Annotated in this window: 18 protein-coding genes; 15 read left to right on the top strand and 3 right to left on the bottom strand. The window is 35.2% G+C overall.

Annotated elements, in window-relative coordinates; all coding sequences use genetic code 11:
• Positions 1–56: 56 nt before the first annotated feature.
• Complete coding sequence (locus tag ACQCPR_RS04555; RefSeq protein WP_241595445.1) at positions 57–212, bottom strand: hypothetical protein; 156 nt, start codon at positions 210–212, stop codon at positions 57–59.
• Positions 213–419: 207 nt separating this feature from the next.
• Between ACQCPR_RS04555 and ACQCPR_RS04560 the strand changes: the two genes are divergently transcribed.
• From ACQCPR_RS04560 to ACQCPR_RS04575, 4 genes are all read left to right on the top strand, one after another.
• The gene (locus ACQCPR_RS04560; RefSeq protein WP_427138325.1) at positions 420–617 is read left to right on the top strand and encodes a hypothetical protein; all 198 of its coding nucleotides are present in this window, start codon (positions 420–422) and stop codon (positions 615–617) included.
• Between the two features lie 117 nt (positions 618–734).
• Positions 735–1718, top strand: coding sequence for a GMP reductase (guaC, locus tag ACQCPR_RS04565; RefSeq protein ID WP_427138326.1), 984 nt, complete (start codon positions 735–737; stop codon positions 1716–1718).
• Between the two features lie 93 nt (positions 1719–1811).
• Entirely contained in the window at positions 1812–2240 is a 429-nt protein-coding gene (locus ACQCPR_RS04570) for a VOC family protein (protein ID WP_093496611.1), read from the top strand.
• Between the two features lie 263 nt (positions 2241–2503).
• Positions 2504–3664: an aminotransferase class I/II-fold pyridoxal phosphate-dependent enzyme gene (locus tag ACQCPR_RS04575; RefSeq protein ID WP_427138327.1), complete on the top strand. Its 1161-nt coding sequence runs from the start codon at positions 2504–2506 to the stop codon at positions 3662–3664.
• Positions 3665–4194: 530 nt separating this feature from the next.
• Here ACQCPR_RS04575 and ACQCPR_RS04580 read toward each other — a convergent pair.
• A complete protein-coding gene (locus ACQCPR_RS04580) occupies positions 4195–5100 on the bottom strand; it encodes an LCP family protein (RefSeq protein WP_427138328.1) in 906 nt (301 codons plus the stop codon).
• A 278-nt stretch (positions 5101–5378) separates the two neighbouring features.
• Between ACQCPR_RS04580 and ACQCPR_RS04585 the strand changes: the two genes are divergently transcribed.
• Positions 5379–7109, top strand: a complete 1731-nt coding sequence (locus ACQCPR_RS04585) for a methyl-accepting chemotaxis protein (protein ID WP_427138329.1) — start codon at positions 5379–5381, stop codon at positions 7107–7109.
• Positions 7110–7253: 144 nt separating this feature from the next.
• Here the strand turns inward: ACQCPR_RS04585 and secA are convergent, their stop codons facing one another.
• On the bottom strand, positions 7254–9623 hold the full coding sequence (gene secA / locus ACQCPR_RS04590) for a preprotein translocase subunit SecA (RefSeq protein ID WP_427138330.1): 2370 nt from the start codon (positions 9621–9623) through the stop codon (positions 7254–7256).
• 166 nt (positions 9624–9789) lie between these two features.
• On the opposite strand from secA, the gene ACQCPR_RS04595 reads away from it, so the two are divergent.
• The 10 genes from ACQCPR_RS04595 (at position 9790) to ACQCPR_RS04640 (ending at position 23508) form a co-directional block, all read left to right on the top strand.
• Positions 9790–12138, top strand: coding sequence for a hypothetical protein (locus ACQCPR_RS04595; RefSeq protein WP_427138331.1), 2349 nt, complete (start codon positions 9790–9792; stop codon positions 12136–12138).
• A gap of 36 nt (positions 12139–12174) precedes the next feature.
• On the top strand, positions 12175–14676 hold the full coding sequence (locus ACQCPR_RS04600) for a phosphodiester glycosidase family protein (RefSeq protein ID WP_427138332.1): 2502 nt from the start codon (positions 12175–12177) through the stop codon (positions 14674–14676).
• A gap of 90 nt (positions 14677–14766) precedes the next feature.
• On the top strand, positions 14767–15171 hold the full coding sequence (locus ACQCPR_RS04605; protein WP_090563467.1) for a hypothetical protein: 405 nt from the start codon (positions 14767–14769) through the stop codon (positions 15169–15171).
• A 766-nt stretch (positions 15172–15937) separates the two neighbouring features.
• The gene (locus ACQCPR_RS04610) at positions 15938–17002 is read left to right on the top strand and encodes a glycosyltransferase family 4 protein (RefSeq protein ID WP_090563465.1); all 1065 of its coding nucleotides are present in this window, start codon (positions 15938–15940) and stop codon (positions 17000–17002) included.
• A 73-nt stretch (positions 17003–17075) separates the two neighbouring features.
• Positions 17076–18191 carry a DegT/DnrJ/EryC1/StrS family aminotransferase gene (locus ACQCPR_RS04615; RefSeq protein ID WP_269920558.1) on the top strand — a complete coding sequence of 372 codons (1116 nt, stop codon included), beginning with the start codon at positions 17076–17078 and terminating at the stop codon, positions 18189–18191.
• A gap of 79 nt (positions 18192–18270) precedes the next feature.
• A complete protein-coding gene (locus ACQCPR_RS04620; protein ID WP_427138333.1) occupies positions 18271–19008 on the top strand; it encodes a hypothetical protein in 738 nt (245 codons plus the stop codon).
• Positions 19005–20018, top strand: a complete 1014-nt coding sequence (locus tag ACQCPR_RS04625) for a Gfo/Idh/MocA family protein (protein ID WP_093496602.1) — start codon at positions 19005–19007, stop codon at positions 20016–20018. The genes ACQCPR_RS04620 and ACQCPR_RS04625 overlap by 4 nt, the downstream gene beginning before the upstream one ends.
• A gap of 18 nt (positions 20019–20036) precedes the next feature.
• Positions 20037–21353, top strand: coding sequence for a nucleotide sugar dehydrogenase (locus ACQCPR_RS04630; protein ID WP_427138334.1), 1317 nt, complete (start codon positions 20037–20039; stop codon positions 21351–21353).
• Between the two features lie 13 nt (positions 21354–21366).
• Complete coding sequence (locus ACQCPR_RS04635; RefSeq protein WP_241595470.1) at positions 21367–22098, top strand: acyltransferase; 732 nt, start codon at positions 21367–21369, stop codon at positions 22096–22098.
• Positions 22099–23508, top strand: a complete 1410-nt coding sequence (locus ACQCPR_RS04640; protein ID WP_427138335.1) for a lipopolysaccharide biosynthesis protein — start codon at positions 22099–22101, stop codon at positions 23506–23508.
• Positions 23509–23512: the final 4 nt, after the last annotated feature.

Raw genomic sequence — 23512 nt, forward strand, 5'->3', positions numbered from 1 at the left:
CTTATCATGTTCTAGCCACTAAAACAAATCAAAAAACCCTACAATTGTAGGGGAAATTAGTGTGGATCTAACGCCTCTTTCTCCGTATCTAATGGTGAAACAGGTGCTCCCTCCCAAATCATATGAAGGGACGCTTGTATATCTAAGTCATTTCTATAATCCATTTCTTCTTGTTCAACTGGATTTGGGTTAATAGAAAATCTCCTCCTCATATCCTTTCTATTATTATATTATTCAAAAATAAAATATGACATGAAACATCAAAAAATTATTTTGCATATCAAAAATCGCTATAAAAATGAATTCTTTGATCGAAAAAGTTATAGAAATTCCATAGTTTTATTTATTTTTTTAATTCTGATAATTGCAACATCTTAACAAATAGTTACAATAAAAGAAATGAAAGGAGTAGATAAAATATGACTGTCGAATATCTAGTTCAAGTAATGAATCGAAGTATACAAAAGGTAGAGGCAACGGTTGATCAGATGGAACGATATACATATATGTCAAAGGCTGATCAGCACCAAATTATGCAGGCAGTTTTAGAATTAAGTGATCGTATCAAAGTAATCGAAATGCATATAGACTTAAACAAGCGAGAGAAGATTCATTAAAATATGACACATGAACACCATAAAGATTGACATACTACTAAATATGATGTAAATTACCAAATGGACGAACATTTCAGTTCAATTGATAATAAATATTCGTATTTGGGAGTGTAAATGATGGATAACGTATTCGATTATGAAGATATTCAATTAATTCCGGCAAAGTGTGTGGTAAATAGTAGATCTGAATGTGATACTACAGTCACACTTGGAGGGCATACATTTAAATTGCCAGTAGTACCTGCTAATATGCAGACAATTATAGATGAAAATATTGCAAATTATTTAGCTGAAAAAGGGTATTTTTATATTATGCATCGCTTTGAACCACAAAAACGTATTGCGTTTATCAAGAGTATGCAGTCACGTGGATTAATTGCCTCTATTAGTGTAGGAGTCAAAGTGGAAGAGTACGCTTTTGTTGAACAGTTGGTAGAAGAGAAACTTATACCTGAATTCATTACTATAGATATTGCACATGGTCATTCCAATGCAGTAATTGATATGATTAAACACCTAAAAAAACACTTACCGGAGAGCTTTGTCATCGCTGGTAACGTAGGTACTCCAGAAGCTGTGAGAGAGCTAGAAAATGCTGGAGCAGATGCAACAAAAGTTGGTATTGGTCCAGGGAAAGTGTGTATTACGAAGATTAAAACTGGATTTGGAACTGGTGGTTGGCAACTTGCTGCACTACGCTGGTGTGCGAAAGCAGCTAGCAAGCCAATAATAGCTGATGGTGGAATTCGTACACACGGTGATATTGCAAAATCCGTTCGCTTCGGGGCTTCCATGGTTATGATTGGATCTCTATTTGCAGGACATGAAGAATCTCCTGGTGTTACAGTGGAAAAGGATGGCAAACAGTATAAAGAATATTTTGGTTCTGCATCTGAATTCCAAAAAGGCGAAAAGAAAAATGTTGAAGGCAAGAAAATGTTTGTAGAGTATAAAGGACCACTGGAAGATACCTTAAGAGAAATGGAACAAGACTTACAATCCTCTATTTCTTATTCTGGTGGTAATAAATTAGAATCGATTCGCAATGTAGATTATGTAATTGTGAAAAACTCTATTTTCAATGGAGATAAAGTTTACTAAAAATTTATGTTATTATAGACGGTCCAATGTTACAATAAGGTTGTTATTTTATTATTTGAATAATAACATTATTTGAAAAGAGGAGTGTTCTAAATGGCTATAGATGTATATCTTACTTTCAACGGGAATTGTCGAGAGGCTGCAGAGTTTTATGCAGAAGTATTTAAGACAGAAAAACCAGAAATTATGACATTTGGTGAATCACCACAAAACCCTGATTATGTACTGCCTGAGGAAGCAAAAGATTTAGTTTTACACACTCGCTTAAATATTAATGGTAGCAATATAATGTTCTCTGATACATTTCCAGGATCACCTTTTATGGAAGGAAATAATATCAGTTTGGCTTTTGTTAGTAAAGAAGAAGATATGGTTAAATCTGCATTTAACGCACTAAAAGAGGGCGGTAGAGTAAGCATGGAGCTCCAAGAAACATTTTGGAGTAAATGTTATGGATCCCTAAGAGACAAATTCGGCATCGAATGGCAATTTAGTCACGAAACTGATCAAATGCCACAATAATAATTTAAAAGGCCATGCAACGTTAGTATATGTTGCATGGCCATTTTTTGAAAATAGTGAAAACTGCTGCTACAAGCATCCTGCAATGTCCAAAACTAACCGTGAATAATATTAACAGAGTGTGTCTCTAAAAGGCTCGATTCTTTCTAAATATCTCATTTTCGTTTTCTAAATAATTCAAAATATAATGATAAACCGATACTGTTTACAGTATACTTACATATAAACATACTAGAAAAATAATAGAAGGAAGAGATAATACGATGAGTATACGAATAAACCCTCGAGCGCAATCCTTGAAAATCCCTGGAACCCGACAATTCTCCAATCAATTAGTTCATTATCCTGATGCGATTAATTTGACGATTGGTCAACCAGATTTCCCAACACCACTTTCTGTAAAAGAAGCAGGTATTCGAGCGATTGAACAAAATTTAACTGGATATTCGCATAATGCAGGACTTCTGGAGTTAAGAAACGCTGTGAACTCTTTTTTCTCTGATAAATATGGATTCTCGTATGATATCCAAAATGAAATAGTTATTACAAACGGTGCTAGCGAAGCGATAGATGCAGTATTTCGAACAATATTAGAAGAAGGGGACGAGGTTATCCTACCGGCTCCTACTTATTCTGGGTATGTACCTGTTATTGAACTTTGCGGAGCCAAAGTAGTGTATTTAGATACGACTGACACTAATTTTCAGCCTTCTGCTGAAAGACTTGCGAACTTAATTACGGATAAAACAAAGGCTATGTTTTTCAATAACCCTTCTAACCCAACTGGGGTTGTTCTAACAAAAGAGACGATGGATGGATTAGTTGATGTTATAAAAGAGAAAAATATATTTGTGCTAACTGATGAAATATATAGCGAAAACACTTTCTCTGGAAAGCATCATTCTTTTGCAAGCTATATGGAAATACGCGATAAATTATTTTATATCCATGGGGTATCCAAGTCACATTCGATGACTGGTTGGCGAATTGGTTTCTTGATGGGTCCAGCAAATGTGATGGAACATGTAGTAAAGGTACATGCGTTTAACACCATTTGTGCTTCACTACCTGCTCAATATGCGGCAATTGAGGCATTAACAAATGCAAAGGATACACCGACTGAAATGAACTTTGAATATGTGAAAAGACGTGACTTTGTCTATAGTCGTTTAACGGATATGGAGGTGACTGTTGAAAAGCCAAATGGAGCTTTTTATATTTTCCCTGAGATAAAAAAGTATGGATTGAATTCATTTGATTTTGCTACTAAGCTATTACAAGAGGGCGGAGTCGCGGTTGTTCCCGGAAGTGCATTTACAACATATGGAGAGGGCTACATACGCATTTCATATGCCTACAGCATGACTGTGCTAGAGGAAGGATTAAATAGACTAGAAAAATTCCTCTTTTCATTAAATAAATAATTTCTAAGACACTAGACGTTGTTTAGTGTCTTTTTATTGCACTTTAAGTTTACGTATACTCAAGGGGTGGGAGAGGTTATACCTAATTGTGAATGGTTTACGGGAATAAAAAAGGGAGACTGGGACAGAAGTAGAAATTTTATTGGATAAGGAGAAAGCTTTACTAAATAATGGATATTTAATCAAATTGAGGGGAATGGAGGGGCGACTCCTACGGGAATTGCGTGACGCCTGAGACTACTGGCTCAGGCCACGTCCGTGGAAAGCGTCCCTGGAATAGAAATCAGTTTTGTACACAGCAAAAAAAACAGCATTTTTCTCACAGAGAAAAATGCTGTTTTGGGGTTCTGTCCCAGCATCTTTTGAAGTCACTGAATATGGATAAATATCCCGTTTTGCAAGTAAACGCTAACTGACCGCAAGTATTTTAATCGTGTGCGCAAGTATATATATCACGTTCGCAAGTAACCAACGCACGACCGCAAGTATCGATCAATCAAACGCAAGTAGCCAACCAAATCAACTTCCTGCTATTCAATCTCTAAATGCTTCTTCAAAATCATCGTCACTTCATTCAATTCTTCTTCTTCAGGCACGTAATACCAAATATTATTCATTCGCTTGCCACTTCCACTATCCAGCGAAATAGACTCAATATTTGTCAGTGCCTCCTTATAGCCTTTTTGTATATCCATCATTTGATCGAAGGTCATATTGGTACGGATGTTTTCCGCTAATGTGGCCAACAAATTCTTATAGTGGAGCAGACTGCTAAATGAAGCTCCTTCCTTTAAAACGGCTAGAAGAACTTGTTTTTGACGAGCTTGTCTGCCAAAGTCACCTAGCGGATCATTCATTCGCATACGTACATAGTTAAGCGCTTTATCCCCATCTAAATGAATCGGACCTTTTTCAAATAAATAACCGTTTTCTTCAAAAACGGATGTGTTCTCGACTGTCACACCGCCAACGCTATCAACAATTTCTAAAAAGCTTTCCATATTAACTTGTACTACATAATCAATCGGAATATCTAGTAAACTTTCGACAGAATGTAGAGCCATATCTATCCCGCCAAATGCATAAGCGTGATTTAATTTATCCATTTTGTCTAATCCAATGATTTCCGTATATGTATCTCTAGGAATACTCAATACTTTTATAGAAGCAAGGGAGGGATTAACGGTGAGTACGATAATTGTGTCTGAACGACCGACATCGGCCTCTCGTTCATCTACACCGAGTAATAATACCGAGATTGGTTCTTTTTCTACGAGCTCCACCTCCGTTTCTCGAAGGTTAGAAACTTTTCGGATTTCGGGTTCGTGGATAGTCTCGAGTGTCGTAGATACATTTTTATAAATACTAGCAGCGTAGACTGTTCCACCTATAAGTAATGAACTAATAATAGTAATCCAAATTATTTTCTTCGACATTCATGGTCCTCATTTCTTTTAACTATAAAGGCTTTTCGTAAATATATGAATACACGATCCATATTATTAATCTAAACTTGTTCTAGTATGTATAGAATTTGATTTTATTAAACGAATAAAAAAATCTATTTTATTATGGGATATGACAATAGAACCGTTCAATAACAGGAATTCTCTCTATTTATGTCGAAATTAACGATAAAATATCTGAATATATTAAATTTTCTATATATTTTTCGTGAAATTCTTATTATAATGGGTCTAAAGGGGTGTTACTAATGAGATCTGTTAGAAACAAATTAGTTCTATTAGCTATAGTCGTAATTTTTCTTCCGCTATTAGCTGTAGGAATTATCAATTACAATGTGTCTAAAAATGAGTTAGAAAAAATCGGTAAGCTTGGAATGCAAAATGGTACATATGCAATTCTTGATTTGATAGAAGAACTCAATAAAGAATATGAAGGAGGTCACATAACGTTAGAAGAGGCACAACAAAGAGCAGCCTCTAAAATTCTGGGTAACTTAAATGAAGATGGAACACGAAACATAGAAAATCCGGCAAAGTATGGGGATAACTTCTACTTTTACGTAGTGGATGAAAATGGAGTATTACTAGTGCATCCAAGCTTAGAAGGGGAAAGTTTATATGACAATCAAACAGATGATGGTAGATATTTTATAAGAGAAGTTATTGAAGTTGCTAAAGATGGTGGAGGCTATGTTTCTTATGATTGGCCACTTCCTAATAACCCAGAAAAAATAGAACCAAAAATTACGTATAGTATGGAAGATCCAAACTGGGGCTGGGTTATTGCTGCGGGTACTTATGAAATGGACTTCAATGAGGGAGCTATGGCAGTACTTAATACATCTGTGATTGCAATTGTTTGTGCATTGCTTATAGGAATTGCACTATTTTGGTTTTTTGCGGGTAAAATGACCTCGTATATTAAGAGGATTATGATTCTCACCTCAGAGATAGCGAAAGGTAAGCTAAGTGGGAGTTTGATACCAATAGAGACAAAGGATGAACTAGGAAAACTAGCGCAGAATGTGAATGAAATGAAAAATAGTTTAGAGGAAATGGTTAGTCAAACACGACTATCCTCCGATCAAATGAAAAACTCATCTGAAATGTTAAGTGCAATTACAGAGGAAACTACTGCATCTGCTGATGAAGTAAACTTGGCGATTACTGAGATTTCTAAAGGAGCGGTTATTCAAGCAGAGGAAGCAGAGGTGGCAATCGATAAAGTAAGTAGCTTATCTTCCATCATTGAAAAAACAAGTAAGCAATATACAGTCATACTAGATGATGTTACTCTTATGAATAAACTCCAGGATGATGGACTATCAAGTGTTCAATACTTGGCAAATAATACAGATAATTTCCAAAGGGTTATTAGCATCCTACAAGAAGATTTTATGCAGCTCACAACTAGAATGGGAGAAATTTCTCAAATAGTTCATACCATTACAGATATATCAGCTCAAACTAATTTATTGGCACTTAATGCAAGTATCGAAGCCGCAAGAGCGGGAGAACATGGGAAAGGCTTTGCGGTAGTTGCCGAAGAAGTTCGTAAACTTTCAGAAGGAACGCAAACTGCCACTACTAGTGTAAAACAATTATTAAACGAAATTGAAGTAGATACAAAATCCGCTCAGAAGCAAATGGACGAAACGCTTATGATTTCCAATGAACAAATGAAATCAGTTGATAACACAAAGCAATCATTCGTAGATCTATCTCAGTCTATTCAACAAGTAAAAAATAATCTAAATAGCTTGAATGAAGATATGGAAGAAATGGTCACTAGTAATGAAGTAGTTGTACAATCAATTTCCAATATTTCTATAGTAGCAGGAGAATCAGCTGCATCTACAGAGGAAGTAAACGCTTCTATCGATGAACAAAACATTGCTATCCAATCAATTATGAAGTCGGCATTAGAACTTCACGAAGAAGCTGAGAAAATGCATGAGCTAGTTGCTAGATTTAAGTAAGAAATCGAAATGCGTAACAAAAAGGAAAATTTAAATAAGGCTAACATGACGGAGATGAAATTTACTCTGTCGTGTTAGCCTTTAATCTTGAAGGAGGTCCATTACATATACCATGGACCTCTATATAAATTGAATAACCTATATTTAATCTTCTATTTTCGTTGCATTAAGCTGTAAGAAATACCGAATTATATCTCGGAAGAAAGCCTGTAACATTTCATTGAAAGTATGAAGAGCATCAAATGCATATAGTCTATACGGGTCTTCTTGACCATATCCACGTATATTAATACCTTCTCTTAAATGATGTAGATTATCTAAGTGTGTGATCCAAGATCTGTCTAATGTTTCTAAGTATATGGACTGTATATTCGGCCATATGTCTTCTTCAAGGGAAACAGTACTCGCAATATCCAGAGCTTGACTATATACATTTTTCAATGATGCCTCTAATTCGATTTTACTCTCCTTGTCAGTGGAGTCCATGAGGTTTTCCATATCTAAAGTTAAAGTTGATAGAATCTTAATCTCATCAATAATTTCATTCCACATGGCTGCATGTTCGCTATTATCCAAATTAATTTCATTAAGTTCTTGGATTAGGTTTTCCATGCGTTCATGCATAGCATCGATTATTAGTGACTGCATATTTTCAACATATAGTGCTTTCTCACGATAATTATACATAACTGATTGCTGATCATTATTAATATCATCTAGTTTCAATAAGTGAGAGCGACTAGAGAAATGAGTGCCTTCAATAACTTTTTGCACATTATAAACAAATTTGGAAGGGTTTGGGGCAAGTATTAAACCAGTTTGATCAATTTTTACTTTATTTTTATATTTCTCAAATTCGTCTTCGTCATAATAGTAGAAAAGTTCATCTTCCAAAGAAATAATAAATTGTGTGCTGCCAGGATCTCCTTGGCGACCTCCGCGGCCACGTAACTGCATATCAATACGAGCACTGCTATGTAGCTCGGTGCCTATAATATGAAGTCCACCTAATTCGGGTACTCCTTCACCAAGAATAATGTCAGTCCCACGACCAGCCATGTTAGTGGCAAGCATAATTTTATGCAACTGCCCTGCATTAGAAATGATTTCTGCTTCATCTTCTTCTGTTTTGGCATTCAATATAGAATGTTTTAAATCCAACTCTTTTAGAGCAATAGATAGCTTTTCAGATTGTTGTATAGAAGTAGTTCCGATTAATACTGGACGACCAATATCATGGTATTTCTTGGTTTCTTCTATAATTTTTTTAATTTTATCATCACTTGTTAAATAGACAAGTGTCTCCAAATCCTTACGCTGGTTTGGTTTGTTTGTTGGAATTTCTGTAACGCGTAAATAGTATGTTTCCCAAAATTCATCTTTAGAAGGAACAGCACTTCCTGTCATTCCGGAAACATGTTTATATAAACGGAAGTAATGCTGAATCATTACCGATGCTTGCGTGTTATTTTCTTCTTTTAATGAAACTTTTTCTTTTGCCTCGATCGCTTGATGTAATCCATCACTGAATGTCCTACCTTCCATTACACGACCTGTATAAGGGTCTACAATCATAATTTTATCGTCTTTTACGATATAATCTACGTCTTTTCGCATTACTATTTTAGCACGAAGACTTTGCATAGCGATATGCATAAATTCACGATGTTCACTATCATATACATTGTCAATTCCGAACGCTTCTTCTAAACGGTCAGCACCTTCGTCCAATAAAACGATTTGCTTGGTTTCTGGATAATAATCATATTCCACTTTATCCTCAAAGGACTCAATTACCATATGCATAATTGGGAATAAGTTTAGACTAGCATTTGATTTCCCAGCAATGATTAAAGGAGTTCTTGCTTCATCTATTAATATGCTATCCACTTCGTCAATTAGTGCATAAAATAGTGGACGCTGAACTAACTGATCAGAACCTTGAATCATATGATCACGCAAGTAATCAAACCCGAATTCGGTTCCCGTACCGTATGTAATATCACAATTATATGCTTCTTGTTTTTCATCAGCTTCCAATCCGGAAATATTCAATCCGACAGTCAAACCTAAAAATTCAAACAGGGGTTTCATTTGTTGGAAGTCTCGTGTTGCCAAATATTCGTTTGCTGTAATAATATGTGTTCCTTTTCCGTGTGCGCCAAACACATATGCAGGCAACGTTACTACTAACGTTTTACCTTCCCCAGTCTGCATTTGAGCAATTTGTGACTGAGTAAGTACGGCTCCACCCATTAACTGAGAATCATAATGACGTAAGCCAAGAACTCGTTTGGACGCCTCTCGAACGACAGCAAAAGCTTCAATGATTAATTCTTCTGGAGAAATTCCGTTATTTAATTGGTCGCGGAAAATTTGTGTATATGCTTGGAGCTCCTTATCAGTTTTAAGTGAAAACGATTCTTCTAAGGCATTTATTTTAGAAACAATTTTATTCAGCTGCTTTAATTCAATTGTTTCACCAGATATCATCTTTTTAATAGAATGTAACATAATATTCATTCTCCCTACTTTTAAATTCCAAACTCCATTATATCATGAATTGTATAAGCGAGCAGTTGTAAGATAATGTACTAATATTTCAATTATATTACAACAATAAGTTTTAAATGTTACCAATAGATGTTAATGTTAGAATAGTAGGGAAAGGGGTTATAAAATGAGAAAGATTTACACATCTATGATTTGCTTTATGTTAGTTGCACCAATTAGTTCAACAGTTTATGCAGAGGAATCACAAGCCACGGAAGACCAAATAGAGAATGTTGAAGAGGTCATTGAAGTAGATGGTGATTCTGAGGAATGGTTGGAAGATACTATTGAAGTTGAACAACCACAAGAAGATGTGGTATTAGAAGGCTATGAGAATTTGGGTTCCATGATTTACAAGTCATCAGCTGTATCTTCTAAAATTGCAGCAAATGAAAAGGGAGAGTATTTCATTTATTACATCATGCATGGTTCTCCCGCAGCTTTAGTTGTTGTCAATTATGAAACAAAAAAAATCTTACATACGTTTACTCTTGAAGACTCAAAAAGTGCATGGGGTCTTGATGTAGATGAAAATGGGAAGTTATGGGTTGGTGGTTCTGTATCTAGCACTCTATATAGCTACGATCCAAACACAGAAGAATTTGAAAAACACGGTGCTATTTTTTCAAACAAAAGCGATACGTCAATCCAAGATTTAATCGTTTCTGGGAAGAAAGTATATGCTGGTTCTGCGTACGGAGGAAGTCTAGTTGCCTTTGATACAGAAACAGAAGAAATAGAAGAGTTTGGTCAAATTCGTAAAAGAAGAGAATTTGTAAAAGCAATTGTAGCTGATGAAGAGAAAGATGAAATTTATGTTTCGATTGGTTCTCCAATGGACTTATTAGTGAAAAAACCTAATACGAAAAATTTCACTTCATTCTTACCATCTAAATATATGTCTGAAAAATATGCGCAGGATTTAGTTCTAACGGAAGACTATATCGTTGCAAGATTACATCCGTCGAATCTAGCGGTAGTATTTGACCGTAAAACATTAAAAATTGTCGATGAGTTTGAATTGAAGTCTAAAACAGTTTCAACTATTTCGCCGAATGAAGAAGCGCTATATTATACAAAAGCGCAACAGCTAATAAAATATGATTTTGAAACAAAAGAGCATACAGAATTAGGTGTTTATTTGCCGAAAGGTACGGAAGCTATTAATTTAGACTTTATTTTAAAAGAATCTCCAAAGGTTGAAGAAGAGAATGGTAAAGAAGGAATCACTGAAGGTGGAGATGATTCTAAGGGGGAAGCAACTCCAACTGACCCATCGTTAGAAGATGTTATTGTTCCACAAGTGAAAAATGAATTAGTAAAAGATGTTCAAATTGTTGAGACTCTTCCAGTTATTGTAGAACCAATCGATGAAGAGGTTAAGGAAGAAGTTCCAAATGATGAAGATTTAATAGTAGAAGAGCCAATTGAAGAACCAAAAGAATTTGTTCTTTCTGGTATGGTTGATAATTTAGGTCAGATTTTTGAATATAATCCTCAAACAGGTGAAATGACTTATCACCAATTTGAATTACCAGAACAACCTGTGGAATTGTACACACTTGCTTCTAGCTCAGATGGTACTAAAATTTTCGCTAATGGATATATGTCTGGTGGACTCGGAGTTTATGATGTACAAACAGGTAACAAGGAATTGTACCGTAACATTAGTCAAATTGAGTCGATGTTCGATATCAATAACAAACTATATATTGGGGCATACCCACTTGCTAGACTTCTAGTTTATGATCGTGAACAAGAATGGACTACTGGGAATCCAAAAGAAGTTATTCGTATGAACCAATATGGACAAGAGCGTACAACTGCTGTTGCACCTTACAATAAAGGCAAAGAAATCATATTTGGTACTTTACCAGATACTAGTGTTGGTGGCGGTGCTTTAGCATTTTATGATACTGAAACAGAAGAAATGGAAATTTACGAGAATTATATTTATAACCAAAGTATCGTTTCATTAGTAAGTAGAGGAACGCAAGTATTTGGTGGTACATCTATTCATGCAAACCAACAAGTAAATCCAAGGGGAGCAAGATTATTCTATTTTAATAGAAGTACCCCGGAAGACAAAAAGTATATCCATCTACCATTTAGTGCAAGTATGATTACTAGTTTAATAGTAGATAAAGATAATAAAGTGTGGGGTATGGCGGATGGAAAGTTATTTGTATACACAGATGAGTGGACTGATATTAAAACGGTTGAGTTATTACCATTAATATCTGGTAGATTCCGTAATGCTCAAATTATTGAAAATGTAGACGGCTATATCTACGGAAGTGTAGAAGGAAAGTTATTTAAAGTTACAAAAGATACATTAGAAGTAGAGTGGTTGAAAGATAAAGGCGTTTACGGCCTGGAAAAAGATTTAAATGGTAATTTATATTTCTATGATGGAAGTAATTTATGGAGATATACAATTGAGCAAAATCGTGCGATAAAACAAACTGAGCAGTAAGAGAAAACTCAACGAAGCGAAGGAGAATGTAACTTAATGAAACAAAAATTGCTATACCTTTTTATAATTTTTGCTGTAGCCATGGGCGGATTATTCCAAACAGAACGTGTAGAAGCACAAACAACTAAAGTTTATTGGGATGGAATTTTAATGGTTCCAGGACAAGCAGGTAAAATTAAAGTTGTAAAACCAATTAACCTTTGGAAACGCACTTCAGATGGTTTGGTATTTCAAAGAATATTAAAACCTGGCGAACAATATCGTGTTTACCGTTATGATAATTTATACGGTGGACAATACGGTCTTGGTGGTGGTATGTACATTACTAAAATGGCTGGTTATGTAGAATACAAAACACCATCAAAAGCAAAATTAAAAGAACTAGCAAATGCACAAGGATCATCACCGGCACCAGGAAATACAGCTTCTAATCTATTTCCTGTGGAAAAGACACCTTCTTTGACAATAGGTAAGGTTTCTAGCCAATCTGTTACTCAGATAGCACCTGGCGTACGTAAAAAGTTCTTTGATATCGATTCCTCAAATGGTTCACAAAAACTATTCATGCTGGAATATGATGGAGTTACGTCTAATATTGAGCTGAAAACAGAACTAGCAAAAGATCAAATTAAAGGATTTGAAACTACTTCATCACAAGCAAATAGTGTGGTCCAAAATGATTCCTATCATGTTGTAGGAGGAGTAAATGGAGATTATTTCGATAAGTATGGTCAACCAATTGATTTAATGATGATGGACGGTTCTATCGTGTCAACGCCTCAAACTGCTTTAAGTGATTTAGCTGTTTTAGGGATTAAGTCAAATGGTAGAGCAATTATCGGTGCTCCAAAGGTTGCGATGAATGTAATAGTTAATGGTGGACAATCATATGCTATCAATTCAGTTAATAGATCAAGAGCCGCAAATCACCTAGTAATCTACACAAAAGACTTTTCAGCAACTACTGGAACTAATGAGTTAGGGACTGAAGTTAGAGTAAAAGTAGAATCTGGTAAATTAAATGGATCTGAAAAATTAGTAGGTACAGTAACAGAGAATGTTACAAACGTTGGAAATGCAAAACTAAATAGCGGTGAAATAATTCTATCTGGACACCATTTTGCTAGTCAGTTTTTAGAAAAAGTACAAATCGGTGACAAAATAGAAATTACAACTGCATTCACTCCAGCTGAATGGAATGATGTTCGTGAATCCGTAAGTGGTCGTTATCATTTAGTGAAAAATGGTTCACTACAAACGATTAAAGTTGCAGGTGTCGCACCACGTACTGCTGTTGGTATTAAAAAAGACGGTAGTATTTTCACGATTGTAGTAGATGGTCGAAGTACTGCAAGTAAAGGTTTAACTCTTCAAAATACTGCTAAACTCATGAAAGATTTAGGTGCACAATATGCAATGACATTTGATGGTGGTGGATCTTCTACTCTAGTAGCTAGAGAGCTAGGTGCCAATAAAGTATCAGTAGCCAATAAGCCTTCAGATGGTGGCGAACGCTCTGTATCTAATACACTACTATTTATAAGTAAATATAAGACAAGTGCACTTGCAACAATAGCACCTGCGTCCGATGTTTTAAACCTTTTCCAAGGAGCAACTTATACTAATCTTTCAGTACCTGTAAAAGGTATCGATCAGTATATGAACCCTGTAGCAGTATCTGGTAATGGTACAGTAACTTCTTCAATTATAAAAAGTTCGAACGGTAAACAAACAGTTACTGCTGGACCAGGAACATACGCAGGAGTTGTAACTTATGACGGGAAAACGACAAATATCAATATTAAAGTTACAAATACGTTGGATAGTATAAAAACAAGTGTAAACTCTTTACAGGTAGCTAAAGCAAAAACAGCACAACTTACAGCGAGTGGAATGAATAATGGACAAGCAGTGATTACTGCCCCTACTGCTTTCAAGTGGACGACTACAATTGGAACAATAAGCAATGGTAAATTTACAGCTCCAAACAAAGATGGTATTGGAACGATTACTGTAACATACGGTTCTAAGTCAGCAACTATTCCGGTAGTTGTAGGAGATGTGGCACCAACTATTTTAGAATCTTTTAATAAAGGTATCTCCAACTATGAAGCTTCAGGTGATCGAGTAAAAACTGTTTCTGTGCAATCAGTAACGAATGATCGCGATGGATCAAAAGCTCTTAAACTAGCTTATGATTTTGCAGGTACTACTGGAACATCAGGCGCATATGTTGATGCAAAAACAAGTTTAACAATCAGCACACCAGCTAAGAAAATAGGTATGTGGGTAAAAGGAGATGGCAAAGGCCATTGGTTACGCTCACAAATAACTGATGCCTCTGGGAAAACAGTTCAATTAGACTTTAGTAAAAATGTGAACTGGACAGATTGGCAATTTGTTTCTACAGAAGTACCAGCTGGACTGACATATCCATTGAAGATGGCATTACCTGTTCGTTATATGGAAACAGAAAATGCTAACAAAACGAATGGTGAAATTATAATAGATGACATTCAATCTATTTATAAAGATTAAAAGTAAGGAAAAAGTATTAGAAGTTGCGAACTATATTGATGTATGATAACGTAATTTGTATGGATTTTTGCTAATTGTGGAGGGAAGTACATGGATTCGGAAGAAAAAGAAACGAAGAATTTTAACGCATCAGTAGAAGCTAATGCTCAAAAGATTATAGGGTATTATAAGCGACAAGCGTGGGCGTTAAAGGTATTTGATAAAATAGAACAAGATAACATTGTCGAGGATGGTAATAATGTAATACTAGCTTCTTCTGTCATTCAATCCAATAATGATCTTTTCTTCCCAGCTTTTATTCGTATTAATACGGAAGAAAACGGTAAAGTTGTAGGAGCATATTTGATTCTTGAAGAAGAGGATAGTTTTCAATTACTACCCTTAGAAAGAGCTTTAGAAGAGTTTAAGTTAGATGAGCTAATACCATTCAAGTATAGAACGATAGAAAAAATTGATGGAGATCAGTATCAAGTTAATTGGCCAGAATTCTCTTAATGTGAGTTCTATATAACTATTCTTTTCGTTAAAGGAGTGTGACTACTGTCGCGCTCCTTTGTTTTTTAGTAGATAATCTATGATGTAAATCCTGTGAGTTTTGCAGGATTTTTTTGTTCTAAGAAAGTATTAAATTATATACTTCAACTCGGATATCCAAGTATATTGAACAATCAGGTCTATACAATAATACTACCGATTTCCGTTTCAAGTGGATGCTTTCTAAGGACGATGTCACGATTTTGAGTTTTAGTTATTTAGCTTATATAGAGTCGATTTCATAATGAAGTAATAAGTATCAAAACCGCAATCCATATGTACATAAAACCTCTAATTTATGTTTCTTAGAGAATGAATTACTTTTTAACACCGGTTCCAAGGATGTGCGCCTTCCAAGCCGCAGGAGCGCAAGCGACACATCCCTAAAGGCTCATACGTAGCGTACGGCCCGCGCACATCCGTATAGGAATTCTCTTCGGATCAATTTCATTATCTTGAAAACTGACTAGAAAATATAACTTGTTATAATAGAAGGGATTTGTTTTTTAAGAGGTCATTAGGGTGGGGATTATTAATTCCATAAACTAAGACAGATTTCCTATGTATTTATAAAAGAAAAATCAGTCTTTTCTTTCTTTATACTAAATTTGGTTATAAGCGTATTTTTATAGTATAATCAGTAATTGAAGAAACTTTCATATAGCGTATACGTCTAAATGAATGTTGTACTTTAATTTTTGAAAATAATAAAACAAGGATGATATATTTGGATATAAAATTACTTCTTGCTTTTATCATATCTATGGCGACAGCAATAGCGGTAACCCCGCTTGTTATTAAACTAGCACATAAAATAGGAGCGGTTGATAAACCTTCTGAAAGAAAAGTACATCAAAATGTAATGCCTCGTTTGGGAGGCCTTGCTATTTTTATAGCAGTAATTGCTGGTTATTTTGTGGCAGGATTGTATGAAGCAAAAATTACAGGTATTATGGTCGGTGCATTGATCATAATCGTTTTGGGAATAATAGATGATAAATATGAGATATCAGCTAAAATTAAACTATTAGGTCAGATTTTGGCGGCTTGTGCAGTAATGGGTAGTGGATTAACAATCGATGTATTAAATATTCCGTTCATTGGTGTATTTGAGCTTGGTATCTTCTCATATGTAGTTACATTGTTTTGGATATTAGCTATTACGAATGCCATCAATTTAATTGATGGATTGGATGGTCTGTCAGCAGGTATCTCTTCAATAGTATTTGCAAGTATTGCTTTTCTAGCTTTCTCAGCAGATAAGATGTTAATTCTTACACTTTCCCTAATATTATTGGGGAGTACGCTTGGATTCTTGTTCCATAATTTCTACCCAGCAAAAATTTTCATGGGTGATACAGGATCAATGTTTTTAGGGTATGCAATATCGATACTTTCATTACTTGGTTTATACAAAAGTGTAACTTTATTTAGCTTTGTTGTACCGATTATGATTTTAGGTGTACCAATTTTCGATACTTCATTCGCGATTATAAGAAGAGTAGTAAATAGGAAACCTATATCCGTTGCAGATAAGTCACATTTACATCACCGTTTATTAGCCCTAGGGTTAACGCACCGGGATACTGTTTTGGTGATATATGGTTTTGGTTTAATATTTAGTATAGCCGCAATTACATTTGAAACATTAACATTAAGATGGGCGATATTTATCTTATTGTTTATATTAATTGCGTTTGAAATTATTGCTGAAAAGATTGGACTCGTTAGTGAAGAATACAGACCTATTATTTCTGTATTCCAAAAGGTTGTTGGGTATAAGCGCGATTAATAATTGTGCTTTTCACATATTGCTTTAAAACTTATATTAGATTTTAATTCATGGATAGGTTGGTGTTGATAAAATGAAAGTACCTATGTTAGATTTATCGGAACAATATGCATCATTAAAAAGTGAAGTATTAGAAGCCTTAGATGGTGTTATGAGTAGCTCACAATTCATTCTTGGTAGTAATGTTAAAAAGCTTGAGGCTGACATTGCTGCGTATAGTCATGTTGCTCATGGTATTGGTTGTGGGAATGGTAGTGATGCAATTCATATAGCGTTACAAGCTGCGGGGGTTGGACCTGGAGATGAAGTTATTACAACTCCATTTACATTCTTTGCGACTGGTGGAGCGATTGCTAGAACTGGTGCAACACCGGTATATGCAGATATTGACCCAATTTCTTTTAACTTAGATCCTAATGAGATTGAAAAACATATTACAGATAAAACAAAAGCTATTATTCCGGTTCATTTGTATGGACAAATGGCAGATATGGTTAGTATTCGTAAAATTGCGGACAAGCATAATCTATTCGTTGTAGAAGATGCTGCACAGGCAATTGGTGCTAAACAAGGTGAATTTACAGTTGGTGAACTAGGAGATGCAGCAACTTATAGCTTCTTCCCTACGAAAAACCTTGGTGCATATGGTGACGGAGGTATGGTCGTTACAAATAATGATGATATTGCAGAAAAAAGTCGTGTAATTCGTGTGCACGGAAGTAAACCAAAATATTACCACCATGTACTTGGTTACAACAGTCGCTTAGATGAATTGCAAGCAGCTGTATTAAATGTGAAATTTCCACATTTAGATACTTGGGGTGAGCAACGTAGAAAACATGCAGACTTCTACACAAATTTACTAAACGAAAAAGTAGCAGATCATGTAAAAACGCCTGTTATCGTTGAAGGATTCCATCATGTATTCCATCAATATACGATTCTGACTGAACGTCGTGATGAATTACAAGCTTTCTTAAATGAAAATGGAGTTTCTACAATGATTTATTACCCACTACCATTGCATATTCAACCAGTTTTTGAAAACCTAGGTTATAAAAAAGGTGATTTCCCTAAAGCTGAAAAAGCTGCAAATGAAGCACTTTCTTTACCAATGTTCCCAGAGTTAAAAGAAGAACAACAACAATATGTGGTAGAGAAAATCGCTGAGTTTTTTGCTAGTAAATAATGAATGGATAAAAGTAGAGGGAGACGTTATTTACGTTTCCCTCTAACTGCCTGTTAAAGAGATTTAAAGGAGAAGTGAAATGGCTGAAAATAGAACATATCGTTTGTACGATTCATTAGAATTTTTTTGGAAGAAAAAAGTATGGTTTATCATTATTCCTGTAATAGTAGCTTTGTTGGGATATCTTGGTTCGATGCTAATTCCTAAAGATGGAGAATACGTAGCAAAAAGTACAATTTTTACAGGTTCTGTTAAGTTAGAAGCATTAACAAACCCTGAGCATATTCAAGAAAGGTATGGGCAACACTTTACTGGTGCTACAGAAGTATTTGTACCTACAAGAAGTTATATTAAGGTAGAAACTCATGGAAACAAGGAGGAAGAATTAACAAAAGAAATATCAAAGTTTAATGATCTATTATTAGAAGACTTAATGGCTCAACATGACAAAGTTATTCAAGGAACAGAAAATTATGCAAATAATCAAGCTTCCTTAATTGAAACATTAAAGACTGCAATTGAGTCCTATAAAGGAATTCTTAGTGATACAGAAAATTTAACAGTTGTAAATAACTTTTCAGCATTATTAAGTACTGCAGAAATGGACCTGAAAAATGCATTAGCTACAGAGCAGCGTGTTAGAAATGACATTATCACTTATGAACAACCTGCACTGGCAAATACTTATGTAGTTAAAACAAAATCGTACGGTTTAGAAGGAGCAATCGCAGGATTCATTCTTGGGATATTAGCTGCTATCCTTATTTTATCTTTATGGAAATATATTTTAGAAGCTAGAGGGAGTAAAAGAGTATGATTCAATTTGCAATTGTAGGTATGGGTTTCATCGCAGATAAACATATAGCTGCTATCCAAAATGCAGAAGGAGCTAACCTTTTTGCTATCTGTGATACAAATCCCGATAGATTAGTATTAGATGATGAAAATGTATTAAAATATACAGATTTAGAAAAAATGTTGACTGAGAATCCACAAATTGATGTAGTGAATATTTGTGTTCCTTCTGGTTTACATGCAACTTTAACGAAGGTAGTAGCAAAGTATAACAAACATATAGTGACTGAAAAGCCAATGGCACTTAATTCGGCTGATGCAAAAGAAATGATGGAGATTGCAAAAGACGCAGGAGTTAAACTTTCCATCGTACATCCGAATAGATACCGTCCAGCAATTATGGAAGTTCGTGAGTTAATGGATGCAGGTAAATTTGGAAAGCTAAGCCATGCTAATGCAACTGTTCGTTGGAATAGAGGACAAGAGTATTACGACCAAGCACCATGGAGAGGTACGAAACAATTCGATGGTGGAGTGCTAATGAATCAAGCCATACATAATCTAGACTTATTATTATGGTTTATGGGACCAGTTAAATCAGTTCAAGGGATGGTGGCAACTCGTTTCCGCGACATCGAAACAGAGGATGTAGCTACTGCTTTAATTGAGTTTGAAAGCGGAGCTTTAGGAGTGGTGGAAGCTGCAACTACAGTGTATCCACAAAACCTGGAAGAATCCCTATCCATTTTCGGTGAATCTGCAAGCGTGAAAGTAAGTGGAAAAAATGCAGTGTTTATTGATACATGGGATGTAGAAGGTTATTCAGAAGATGAAGTAAAAGCATTGAAAACGAAAATACAAAATGATCCTTGGGGCAAAAAAGGACATGACTGTATTATTGAAGATATGGTTGCAGCTATCAATGAGGATCGTGAACCAGAAGTTGGTGGAATAGATGGTTATAATCCTGTCCGACTAATTGAGGCAATTATTGAATCATCAGAGACAGGAAAACGTATTATATTCAGTTAATTTAAAGGAGAGACATATATGTCGAATTACTATGAAGAATTATTAGCGAAAATCGAAAACCATACAGCGGTTATCGGTGTTGTAGGCCTAGGTTATGTGGGATTACCCCTTTCAGTAGAAAAAGCAAAAGCTGGATATACAGTTATTGGATTTGATGTACAAGAATCTAAAGTAGAACAAGTAAATCAAGGTATTAACTATATTGGTGACGTTGTAGATAACGACTTGAAAGAGATGGTAGACTCTGGTCATTTAACAGCTTCATCTGATTATGGTTCTATTAGTGCAGTGGATGCAGTTGCTATTTGTGTACCAACACCACTTGATATTTACCAACAACCAGATACTTCTTATGTGGAGAGTTCAGTAAATGAAATCGCTAAATATGCGAAAAAAGGAACATTAGTTGTTTTAGAGTCAACAACTTACCCAGGTACTACAGAAGAAATTATTCGTACTGCTTTAGAAGACCAAGGATTTAATGTAGGAGAAGACATCTTTATCGCTTATTCGCCAGAACGTATAGATCCAGGTAATAAAGACTTTAATACAAAAAACACACCAAAAGTAGTTGGTGGTATTACAGAAAAATGTACCAATGTTGCAGCTGCACTATATAGTAGCGTATTAGAAGGTGATGTACACAAAGTTTCTAGTCCAGCTATCGCTGAAATGGAAAAAATATTTGAAAATACATTCCGTCATATTAATATCGCTCTTGCGAACGAAATGGCTATCCTTTGTGAGAAAATGGGAATTGATGTTTGGGAAGTAATTGATGCAGCAAAAACGAAACCATATGGTTTTATGGCATTCTATCCAGGTCCTGGTCTAGGCGGACACTGTATTCCAATCGATCCATTCTATTTAACTTGGAAAGCTCGTGAGTATAACTACCACACAAGATTAATCGAACTTGCAGGAGAAATTAATAACTCTATGCCAGATTACGTTATTACACGTGCTATGCAAATCTTAAATGATGAAGGTAAAGCATTACGTAATGCTAAAGTTCTTCTTTTAGGTGTAGCTTACAAAAAAGATATCGATGATATGCGTGAATCTCCATCACTAAAATTAGTTGAGTTATTATTACATCATGGTGCTGATTTCAAAACAGTAGACCCACATGTCGAATCTTATCGTGTAAATGGTGAAGTTCTTCATACTTCAGAGTTAACTGATGAGATGCTTGATAATGCAGATATCGTTGTACTAGCTACTGACCATACTGGATTTGATTATGAAAACATTGCGAAGAGATCGAAAGTTATATTTGATACGCGTAATGCATTCAAAGGAATCGAAACTCCAAACCGTTACATTAAACTATAAGGGGGACATGAATATGAACTTTATACATGAAACTGCCGAATTAGGTGAACTAACAACAGTTGGTCATTTTTCTGTAATTGAAGAAGGTGCCAAAATAGGCAATAACGTTCGTATCGGTAATCGTGTGACGATTCATGCGAATACGATTATCGGGGATGGTACAACAATTGATGATGGTGCTGTTGTTGGAAAGCAACCAAAACCAGCTAAAACAAGCACGATGCAAATCACGAAAGTAATTCCACCCCTTGAATTAGGAAAAGAATGTACAGTTGGAGCAAATACGATTATTTATAGAGGAGCTATTATCGGTGAGAGTACATTAATCGCTGATTTAGCGACCGTACGTGAAGATGTTAAGATTGGTGCATTCGTTATTATCGGACGTAATGTCACGGTAGAAAACTTTGTAACCATCGGAGAACGTACTAAAATTCAATCGAATTCATATATAACAGCACATTCTACTTTAGAAGATCATGTTTTTATCGCACCATGTGTAACTACGACGAATGATAACTTTATGGGTAGAACTGAAGCTCGTTTTGATAAAATCAAAGGAGCAATTGTGAAAAAAGGTGCACGTGTAGGTGGAGCATCTATAATTCTTCCGGGAATCACAATTGCAGAAGAAACTTTTGTAGCAGCAGGAGCAATTGTTACAAAAGATACAGAAGAAAAAACGGTAATCAAAGGATTCCCGGCAAAATTCTTAAAAAATGTACCTGAAGAGGAGCTTCTCTAAGTGTTCTCTCAGTTAAAACGTTTAGGAGCGGATTCGCTCCTTTACGCATTTATGAATGTAGGGACGAAACTAATAGCTTTCATCCTCTTTCCTTTATACGCTCATTATTTAGTTGATACATCGCTAGTAGGTTTGCTTCAACTCGTCGATACAAATGTGTCGATGCTTACTTTCTTAGTGATTTTTGGTACAGATTCGGCTCTGGCCTATTACTACTTTGAGTATAAAGACAAAGAGACACGTGAAAAGTATGTTCGATCCGTTATGACCTTTAGGATATCCATAGTTATTTTATTATTCGTTGTGTTTTTAATCGGTGGAGAGTGGCTTTCTGTATTACTATTAGATGTTTCTGGTCAATCGCAATTATTTTATATTGCACTTGGAACACTTTGTTTGGATACTATAATCACACTTGTATTAACTATATTGAGATATGACTTTCATACGAAGAGAGTTGTCATAACAACTGTTGCAAAGATGCTTTTAATCGCTGTTGTGTCATTGCTTTTCTTGATGTTCGTGTGGACGTCACTTGAGGGGATTCTATTGGCCCGATTATTAAGTGTCGCTATTATAGTCTTAGTATTAATAAAGCCAGTAAGAATATATTTAAAACCTTTGTTTGATTGGAGTATTCTAAAGAAAATACTTGTATATGCAACTCCTTTGGTACCTGCTTCTTTAGCGTTTTGGATTATTGCTAATGCAAATAACTATTTTCTCAAGGCATATGCCACCTTATCAGACATAGGGATCTATGGTACTGCTATTAAATTCGCTACATTTATCACTTTATTGACTAGTGGGATACAACTTGCTTGGAGACCTTTTTCCATGTCATTAAAAGATAAGGAAAGTAGTCCAAAACTATTTTCTACGTTATATGCAGCATTTTTATTGATAGGTAGTTTAGGAGTTTTAGCATTAGCCACTTTTATGCCGTGGATAATTTTGGTGATGCCCGAGGATTTTAGAACAGCATTTCAATACGTAGCACCAATTTCCATCGCAACATTTTTAAGTTTTTATTATATGATTGTTTCTACGGGGATATTTTACTCTAAACAGACAAAACATATTTCCATAGCATTTGGAATAGCGGCAGTTGTTTCTGTTATATTGAATTTTATATTCGTCCCAATTTTCTTAATTTGGGGTACTGTTATTTCTTATGTATTGTCATACTGTTTGGCTCTGTTCATCGTGTTCCGCAAAAGTCAGAAGCTTTACTATGTGCCTTTCTCTGGATTTAAGATGGCATGGACAATCTTTTGGTTAATAGCTGCCACATTGAGTATCGTTTATATTCAATTAACAGAGTTAAATGACTGGTTGATAGCTGGAGTATGGATTGTATTTTTAGTACTAGTATTAGTAGTTAGAATGGATAAATATTTTAGAAAGTAATGGG

The sequence above is a fragment of the Psychrobacillus psychrodurans genome, assembly GCF_050209195.1.
Taxonomy (GTDB): domain Bacteria; phylum Bacillota; class Bacilli; order Bacillales_A; family Planococcaceae; genus Psychrobacillus; species Psychrobacillus psychrodurans.

Coding starts and splice junctions, on each gene's coding strand:
- ACQCPR_RS04555 (WP_241595445.1), bottom strand. CDS start 212: ATGAGGAGGAGATTTTCTATTAACCCAAATCCAGTTGAACAAGAAGAA.
- ACQCPR_RS04560 (WP_427138325.1), top strand. CDS start 420: ATGACTGTCGAATATCTAGTTCAAGTAATGAATCGAAGTATACAAAAG.
- guaC (WP_427138326.1), top strand. CDS start 735: ATGGATAACGTATTCGATTATGAAGATATTCAATTAATTCCGGCAAAG.
- ACQCPR_RS04570 (WP_093496611.1), top strand. CDS start 1,812: ATGGCTATAGATGTATATCTTACTTTCAACGGGAATTGTCGAGAGGCT.
- ACQCPR_RS04575 (WP_427138327.1), top strand. CDS start 2,504: ATGAGTATACGAATAAACCCTCGAGCGCAATCCTTGAAAATCCCTGGA.
- ACQCPR_RS04580 (WP_427138328.1), bottom strand. CDS start 5,100: ATGTCGAAGAAAATAATTTGGATTACTATTATTAGTTCATTACTTATA.
- ACQCPR_RS04585 (WP_427138329.1), top strand. CDS start 5,379: ATGAGATCTGTTAGAAACAAATTAGTTCTATTAGCTATAGTCGTAATT.
- secA (WP_427138330.1), bottom strand. CDS start 9,623: ATGTTACATTCTATTAAAAAGATGATATCTGGTGAAACAATTGAATTA.
- ACQCPR_RS04595 (WP_427138331.1), top strand. CDS start 9,790: ATGAGAAAGATTTACACATCTATGATTTGCTTTATGTTAGTTGCACCA.
- ACQCPR_RS04600 (WP_427138332.1), top strand. CDS start 12,175: ATGAAACAAAAATTGCTATACCTTTTTATAATTTTTGCTGTAGCCATG.
- ACQCPR_RS04605 (WP_090563467.1), top strand. CDS start 14,767: ATGGATTCGGAAGAAAAAGAAACGAAGAATTTTAACGCATCAGTAGAA.
- ACQCPR_RS04615 (WP_269920558.1), top strand. CDS start 17,076: ATGAAAGTACCTATGTTAGATTTATCGGAACAATATGCATCATTAAAA.
- ACQCPR_RS04620 (WP_427138333.1), top strand. CDS start 18,271: ATGGCTGAAAATAGAACATATCGTTTGTACGATTCATTAGAATTTTTT.
- ACQCPR_RS04625 (WP_093496602.1), top strand. CDS start 19,005: ATGATTCAATTTGCAATTGTAGGTATGGGTTTCATCGCAGATAAACAT.
- ACQCPR_RS04630 (WP_427138334.1), top strand. CDS start 20,037: ATGTCGAATTACTATGAAGAATTATTAGCGAAAATCGAAAACCATACA.
- ACQCPR_RS04635 (WP_241595470.1), top strand. CDS start 21,367: ATGAACTTTATACATGAAACTGCCGAATTAGGTGAACTAACAACAGTT.